The organism is Actinocrinis sp. (assembly GCF_035653575.1).
Taxonomy (GTDB): domain Bacteria; phylum Actinomycetota; class Actinomycetes; order Streptomycetales; family Catenulisporaceae; genus Actinocrinis.
Window position 1 is genome coordinate 23,496 of the sequence record NZ_DASRBQ010000058.1, and the last position, 6,960, is coordinate 30,455.

The 6,960-nt window shown below is 67.5% G+C and carries 6 protein-coding genes and 1 other RNA gene; 6 read left to right on the forward strand and 1 reads right to left on the reverse strand.

Translation table 11 applies throughout. The features are described from left to right. Window positions 1–66 precede the first annotated feature (66 nt). Both VFA06_RS26050 and prfB read left to right on the forward strand, forming a co-directional pair. Entirely contained in the window at window positions 67–2,289 is a 2,223-nt protein-coding gene (locus VFA06_RS26050) for a protein kinase domain-containing protein (protein WP_324839938.1), read from the forward strand. Between the two features lie 59 nt (window positions 2,290–2,348). Next, the gene (prfB, locus tag VFA06_RS08750) at window positions 2,349–3,446 is read left to right on the forward strand and encodes a peptide chain release factor 2 (RefSeq protein ID WP_324839939.1); all 1,098 of its coding nucleotides are present in this window, start codon (window positions 2,349–2,351) and stop codon (window positions 3,444–3,446) included. Window positions 3,447–3,703: 257 nt separating this feature from the next. Here the strand turns inward: prfB and VFA06_RS08755 are convergent, their stop codons facing one another. Next, entirely contained in the window at window positions 3,704–3,892 is a 189-nt protein-coding gene (locus tag VFA06_RS08755; RefSeq protein WP_324839940.1) for a hypothetical protein, read from the reverse strand. Between the two features lie 198 nt (window positions 3,893–4,090). Between VFA06_RS08755 and ftsE the strand changes: the two genes are divergently transcribed. The 4 genes from ftsE (at window position 4,091) to ssrA (ending at window position 6,869) form a co-directional block, all read left to right on the forward strand. Continuing rightward, the gene (gene ftsE, locus VFA06_RS08760) at window positions 4,091–4,780 is read left to right on the forward strand and encodes a cell division ATP-binding protein FtsE (protein ID WP_324839941.1); all 690 of its coding nucleotides are present in this window, start codon (window positions 4,091–4,093) and stop codon (window positions 4,778–4,780) included. Between the two features lie 75 nt (window positions 4,781–4,855). Then, window positions 4,856–5,764 carry a permease-like cell division protein FtsX gene (gene ftsX, locus VFA06_RS08765; RefSeq protein WP_324839942.1) on the forward strand — a complete coding sequence of 303 codons (909 nt, stop codon included), beginning with the start codon at window positions 4,856–4,858 and terminating at the stop codon, window positions 5,762–5,764. A gap of 15 nt (window positions 5,765–5,779) precedes the next feature. Continuing rightward, window positions 5,780–6,256: an SsrA-binding protein SmpB gene (smpB, locus tag VFA06_RS08770; protein WP_324839943.1), complete on the forward strand. Its 477-nt coding sequence runs from the start codon at window positions 5,780–5,782 to the stop codon at window positions 6,254–6,256. 222 nt (window positions 6,257–6,478) lie between these two features. Further along, window positions 6,479–6,869, forward strand: a transfer-messenger RNA (tmRNA) gene (ssrA, locus tag VFA06_RS08775). Window positions 6,870–6,960 lie beyond the last annotated feature (91 nt).

Sequence of the window (6,960 nt, forward strand, 5' to 3'; positions counted from 1 at the left end):
CCAGCCTGCGTCCGGAAAGGCACAGTGTCGGGTACGGCACGCCCGCGGACCTCTCACGGAGCAACGGTGACACGCAAGATCGGCAGCAGATACACCGTCACCAGGGTCATCGGCCGGGGTACCTGCGGCACGGTCTGGGAGGGTGCGGGGCCGGACGGGCCGGTCGCGGTGAAGCTGCTGCGCGAGGATCTGGCGGCGGATCAGACCCTGATCGCCCGCTTCGTGCAGGAGCGCACGGTACTCACCAGTCTGGTGCATCCGAACGTGGTCGCGGTGCGCGATCTCGTCGTGGACGGCACCGATCTCGCGCTCGTCATGGATCTGGTGCGCGGCGCCGACCTGCGTGAACGACTCGACGCGGAGCGCGTGCTGGCTCCGGCCGCCGCAGTCGCCGTGGCCGCAGACGTGGCCGCCGGATTGGCCGCGGCGCACGCCCGGGGCGTGGTGCACCGGGATGTGAAGCCGGAGAACGTACTCATCGAGTCCTCGACCGGTACCGCGCGGCTCACCGACTTCGGTATCGCACGGCTCGTAGACGGTCCGCGTCGCACGCGCGCTACTCGCATCGTCGGGACACCGGACTACTTGGCCCCTGAAGTCATCGAGGGCTGCCCTCCAGGACCACCGGTCGACGTATACGCACTCGGCACACTCATCTTCGAGCTGCTCACCGGCTGGACCCCGTTCGGCGGCGGGCATCCCGGTGCGGTGCTGCGCAGGCATGTCACCGAGACGGTCCCGGACGTTCCTGGCATGCCGGCGCCGCTGGGCGAGTTGCTCGTCAGCTGCCTGTCGAAGGCCCCGGCCGCGCGGTTGACCGCGGCCGAGGTCGCCGGTCGGCTGCGCGTGCTGGCGCCCGAACTCAGCGGGCTGCCGGCCCTCCGGGTGGCCGATCCGCGCGCCGTCGTCGATCCCGTGTCGCTCGCCGCCGGTCCCGGACCGGCGGTCCCGATAAGCGTCGGCGCGGTGCCGCTGGTGACCGGCTCGTCCGATCGGGCCGACGCTTCGCGCCAAACCCACGTCAACCTCATGCGGCCGATCCGCGAACCGCTCGGCCCGTCCGCTCCCGTGCCCGGCGCGGTGGCCAAGCCGCCGCGGCCGCGCGAGGCGGGCGACGTGCGCGACTTCGATACCCACAAATCCAGCTCACGGAGCGTCAGCTCACCCGGCGCCAGACCGCCTTCTTCCAACGGCGCCGGCACTGATGAGGCCGGCCGCCCACGCAACTCGCGCGTACCGGCCGTCGCCGCGGTCATCGCCGCCGGCCTCGTGGCGACCGGGGGCTTCCTGTGGTGGAACGGGCACACCAGCGACGCGAAGCAGCCGACCGGCGCGGCGAAGACCAACGCGGCGACGAGCCTGAGCGGCAACGCTCCCGCGAGCCCGTCCGCGGCGAACACCACGGCTCGTCCGATCGGGCCGCTCGGCTTGGTGCAGCTCGGCGAGGTTGCCGCGCCTCCGGTGAAGCCGATCGGCGCGGTGCGCTACCTCAACGCAGGCAACAGTGCGTACGTCGTCATGACCGGCACGGACGGCATCGTGCGGTACGCCACAGCGAACGCTGGAGCGTCACCGCACTTCTCCGCCTGGCACTCCCTCCCCGGACTGACCGCCGCCGCCGAACCGGCCGCCGTCGGCCGCGACTCCGGTCGTGTCGAGATCTACGCCGTCTCCGCAGACAGCGAGATGCATCGCATCGTCCTGACTAACGGGACCTGGTCGCCATGGACCTCGCTCGCCGCCGCCGGAATCGGCTCGACGCGCGTCGCCGGAGCCCCCGCCGCCGTCCCGCTGCCTGGAGACCGCACCCAACTGCTCGTTGCCTCCCGCTCGGGCGCGCTGTTAGCAGCAAACGGCAGCGGAACCGCGGACGGCGGCTGGCAGCCCTGGCGCTTCGTCGGCAGCGCGGGCGCGATCAAACCCAACGTCGCGCTCGCGATTCGTGCGGACGGAACGATGGCGGCGTACGTGATCCGCGCTTCAGACCTCGCCGACCTCAGGCTGATCAACGACGGATCCTGGAGCTATACCTTCCCGACCGGTGCGGTAGGACAGCCTGAAGCCGGTTATGTCAGCAACGGGAAGCCGTACCTGTTCATCCAGTCCGTCGCCGGTGACGTACAGGTCTACGAACCGACCGGAGCCAACCTGCACGGCTCGATGACGTGGTCGCCGATCGGGGTCACCTCGCAAAGCCCGGTCGGCGTGACTCCGGCCGCAGGGCTCGGTCTGGTCCTGGCGACCACAGCGGCTGACGGCACCGTGCACTTGTACCGCACCGGAGCCTGATCGGCGGCGACGACGCATCGCGTCTAATAGCGGCGCCGGGTCGCGTACCCTTGATAGTTGTGGCCGTAGACGTAGCTGAAGAACTGAAGAACCTGAAGTCGACCATGTCCTCGATCGAGGCCGTCGTCGATCTCGACGCGTTGCGCGGCGAGATCAAGCGGCTGAACGAGGAGGCCGCCGCGCCGGACCTGTGGGACGACCAGGCCAAGGCGCAGAAGGTGACCAGCCGGCTGTCCTACGTCCAGGGCGAGCTGAACCGGGTCGAGTCGCTGCGCCGCAGGCTGGACGACATCGAGGTGCTGGCCGAGCTGGCCGAGGCCGAGAACGACGCGGACACCCGCGCCGAGGTGGAGGCCGAACTGCCCCGGATCGCCGCGGCGATCAGCGAGCTCGAAGTGCGGACCCTGCTCTCGGGTGAGTACGACTCCCGTGAGGCGTTGGTCACCATCCGCTCCGAGGCCGGCGGCGTCGACGCGGCGGACTTCGCCGAGATGCTGATGCGCATGTATCTGCGTTACGCGGAGCGCCACGGTTACCCCACCGAGATCTACGACACGTCTTATGCGGAAGAGGCCGGCATCAAGTCGGCGACGTTCGCGGTAAAGGCGCCCTACGCGTACGGGACGCTGTCGGTCGAGCAGGGCACGCACCGGCTGGTGCGCATCTCGCCCTTCGACAACCAGGGCCGCCGCCAGACCTCTTTCGCGGGCGTGGAAGTGGTGCCGGTCGTCGAGCAGACCGATCACATCGAGATCCCGGACGACGAGATCCGCGTCGACGTCTACCGCTCCTCCGGTCCGGGCGGCCAGGGCGTCAACACTACCGACTCCGCGGTCCGGCTGACCCACCTGCCGACCGGCATCGTCGTGTCCTGCCAGAACGAGCGCTCGCAGCTGCAGAACAAGGCCTCCGCGATGGCGGTGCTCCAGGCGAAGCTGCTGGACCGCAAGCGGCAGGAGGAGCAGGCGAAGATCGACGCGCTCAAGGGCGACTCGTCCGGTTCCTGGGGCAACCAGATGCGCTCGTACGTCCTGCATCCTTACCAGATGGTGAAGGACCTGCGGACCGACTACGAGACCGGGAACACCGCGGCGGTCCTCGACGGCGAGATTGACGGCTTCATCGAGGCCGGCATCCGCTGGCGCCGCACGCATTAGGGGGTCGTTCGGCCGAGATGAAGGCCGAGCGGAGCGAGGCAGAGGGCACAGTATCGAGGCCGGCATCCGCTGGCGCCGCACGCACTAGAGATTGTTCGTCGGCGCCGTATCCGGTAGGGGGTCGTTAGCTGGCGCCGCACGCGCTAGCCGCGGCCCACCACGCTCCCTGACGCCCTATCGGTTTCCCGAGCTACAAGCTTCCAAGTTCCCGACGCCGCGGGCGCTTCACGGCCACACGGCACCGAATGTGACTCAGCTCACGCGAAACGGGCTTCCAGGGCCAGCGCGCACACCAGCGCCGCGAGGATCGCCAGAACCAGCCACAGCGGCGCATAGAAGCCGCCGCCTCCGCGTCCGTACTGGTCACGAGCTGCGCGGCAGACCGAGCAGCGCCCCTCGGACACCGGTCCGGAACAGTTGGCGCAGGCCAGGTCGTCGCGTCTCATCGAGTCCTCCTCATCACCGTTGAGAACGCCGCGCTGCGCCCGTTCGTTCCCTCCTACCCCTCGGGAGCCTCGTACACTCCTGTGGAGCTTCCCGCCGGAAGCCGCCGCCGGGTCCCCGGATCCGCGCGGCGTCCTTGCGCAACCGGCTCCCGCGCCGCGCCCGCTATGTCTAGACTGCCGCCGGATGGTGATGCAACCGTGATTCGCTTTGAGAACGTCAGCAAGACGTATCCCAACCAGGCGCGCCCCGCGCTGCGGGAAATGTCCCTGGAGATCGAGCGCGGCGAGTTCGTCTTCGTCATCGGCTCCTCCGGCTCCGGCAAGTCCACCTTCATGCGGCTCATCCTGCGCGAGGAGCGGCCGACCACCGGCCGCGTCGTGGTGGCGGGCAAGGACCTCAACAAGCTGTCCAACTGGAAGCTGCCGCACCACCGCCGCCTGATCGGCACCGTGTTCCAGGACTTCCGGCTGCTGCCGAACAAGACCGTGTACCAGAACGTCGCCTTCGCCCTCGAGGTGATCGGACGGCCCAAGGGCCAGATCGTCAAGGTCGTGCCCGAGGTGCTGGAACTGGTCGGGCTCGCGGGCAAGGAGGAGCGGATGCCCAACGAGCTGTCCGGTGGTGAGCAGCAGCGCGTGGCGGTCGCCCGGGCCTTCGTGAACCGCCCGATGATCCTCATCGCCGACGAGCCGACCGGTAACCTCGACCCGGAGACCAGCGTCGGCATCATGAAGCTGCTGGACCGGATCAACCGCACCGGCACCACGGTCGTGATGGTGACGCACGACCAGGCGATCGTGAACCAGATGCGCAAGCGCGTGCTGGAACTCGACCAGGGCACGCTCGTACGCGACCAGGCCCGCGGCGTCTACGGCTACGTCCGTTAGAACGGCGGCGGCGTACCGCAGACCGAAGACCACAGCCACACGCTTCCGACTAGAGCACCGGCAGGTAAACCCACCATGCGCGTCCAGTACGTACTACAGGAGATCGGCCAAGGGTTGCGTCGCAACCTCACGATGGTGATCGCGGTCATCGTCTCGACCGCGGTGGCCCTTGTCATGCTCGGATCCGGCCTGTTGATGTGGCAGCAGACCCTGCACATGCAGGACTACTGGTACGGCAAGGTCGAGGTCAGCGTCTTCATGTGCAACCAGGAGGAGGTCGGCAAGTACCCCAACTGCCAGACCGCGATCACCGATGCGCAGAAGCAGACGATCCACGACACCCTGATCCGGACGCCGCACGTCCAGACCGTCACCTACGAGAACCAGCTCCAGGCGTTCCAGCACTACCAGCAGATGGAGGCCGGCTCCGCGCTGGCGCAGGACTCGACCGTCAACGACATGCAGGACTCCTTCCGGGTCAAGCTGGACGACCCGAACAACGCCAACATCGTCGAGGGCGCGGTCGGCGGCCTGCCCGGCGTGCAGTCGGTGCAAGACGAGCAGCAGCTGCTCAAACCGCTGTTCACCTTCATCCACATCGCCGAGTACACCGCGGTCAGCGTGGCCGCGATCATGCTGGTGCTGGCGTTCCTGCTGATCTTCAACACGGTCCGGCTCTCCGCGTTCAGCCGCCGCCGGGAGACCGGCATCATGCGTCTGGTCGGCGCGTCGAACTTCTACATCCAAATGCCGTTCCTGCTCGAGGGCGCGGTCGCGGGCCTGGCCGGCGGGGTCGCGGCGTCGGTGATCCTGATCGGGGTCAAGGCGTTCTTCATCAACCACGTCGTCGCGCCGCACCTGGCCTCGGTGCAGTTCATCGGCTGGTCGCCGTTCGCCTGGATCGTGCCCAGCCTGCTGATCGTCGGCGTGCTGATGTCGGTGCTCGCGTCGGCCTTCACGCTGCGAAAGTACTTGCGCGTCTGAGCGACAATAGAGCCCATGGTCAGGGAGCGCGGGCAGAAGACGATCGCCCAGAACAAGAAGGCACGGCACGACTACTTCATCGAGGACGTCTACGAGGCGGGCCTGGTGCTCACCGGCACCGAAGTGAAGTCGCTGCGTGAGGGCCGCGCGTCCCTGGTCGACGGCTTCGCCCAGATCCGCGACGCCGAGGTGTGGCTCTACAACGTGCACATCCCGGAGTACAACCAGGGCACCTGGAACAACCACGCCCCGCGCCGGATGCGCAAGCTGCTGCTGCACCGCCAGGAGATCCAGAAGCTGATCGGCAAGTCCAAGGAGTCGGGACTAACGCTCATCCCGCTCGCGTTGTACTTCAAGGACGGCAAGGCCAAGGTCGAGCTCGGCCTTGCCCGCGGCAAGAAGGACTACGACAAGCGCCAGACGCTGCTGGAGAAGCAGATGAAGCGCGAGGCGGAGCGGGACATCGCGGCCCACCGCCGCAGGTACCGCTAGCAGACCGCGAGACGTCACTAGCGGGACGCACGGGACACGGCGCGGCCGGTGGTCAATCGGTTTTACCGAGCCGCGCCCACCCGAGTATCCTGATGTCTAATAGAAGTACGCGGACACCCGGTGTTCCGCTCCTGTTTGAGAACTGCACACACTGCTCACTGCCGCGCCGAACCTCCGCAGGAGGCGAAGCGCGTCCGTGCGTCACCGTGTGCGTTCTGCCACGGGGGTGAACGGTTTCGACATCGGACGTCGAAGCAGGGGAAGCGGGCCGAGGAAGCTGTGATGATCTCGTAAACCAACAACACAGCAAAAAAACAAATGCCAATCAGAAGATGGCTCGGGCGAACTTCGCCCTCGTTGCCTGATCTAGCGATCACGTAACGGGCGGATAGCCCTGTCGGTCCAGGATCGCCCCCGACCTGGAATCCGGCATCGCTAGGGGGCTCAACCTCAGAATCAGGCCACGGGAGACTGAGGGAAACTTACGTGGCTGGGCTCGTCGCGGACTCGTCTCAGGGATCCGCGGAGCCGAGAAAAGCGCACTGAGACTACGCCCGTAGAAGCCCTGTTCCCTCGCCGATGGACCCGGGTTCGATTCCCGGCACCTCCACTGGGTTGTTTGCTCATAGTGATATGGCCGCGTGATCCTCAACGATCACGCGGCCATATCACTGCCCTGTCTCTGCTCGCAGGTGGAGCACTAG

What these genes read in the sequence shown, in the direction of transcription:
- VFA06_RS08755 (WP_324839940.1), bottom strand. Translation starts at nt 3,892, where the DNA reads ATGAGACGCGACGACCTGGCCTGCGCCAACTGTTCCGGACCGGTGTCC.
- ftsX (WP_324839942.1), top strand. Translation starts at nt 4,856, where the DNA reads ATGCGCGTCCAGTACGTACTACAGGAGATCGGCCAAGGGTTGCGTCGC.
- smpB (WP_324839943.1), top strand. Translation starts at nt 5,780, where the DNA reads ATGGTCAGGGAGCGCGGGCAGAAGACGATCGCCCAGAACAAGAAGGCA.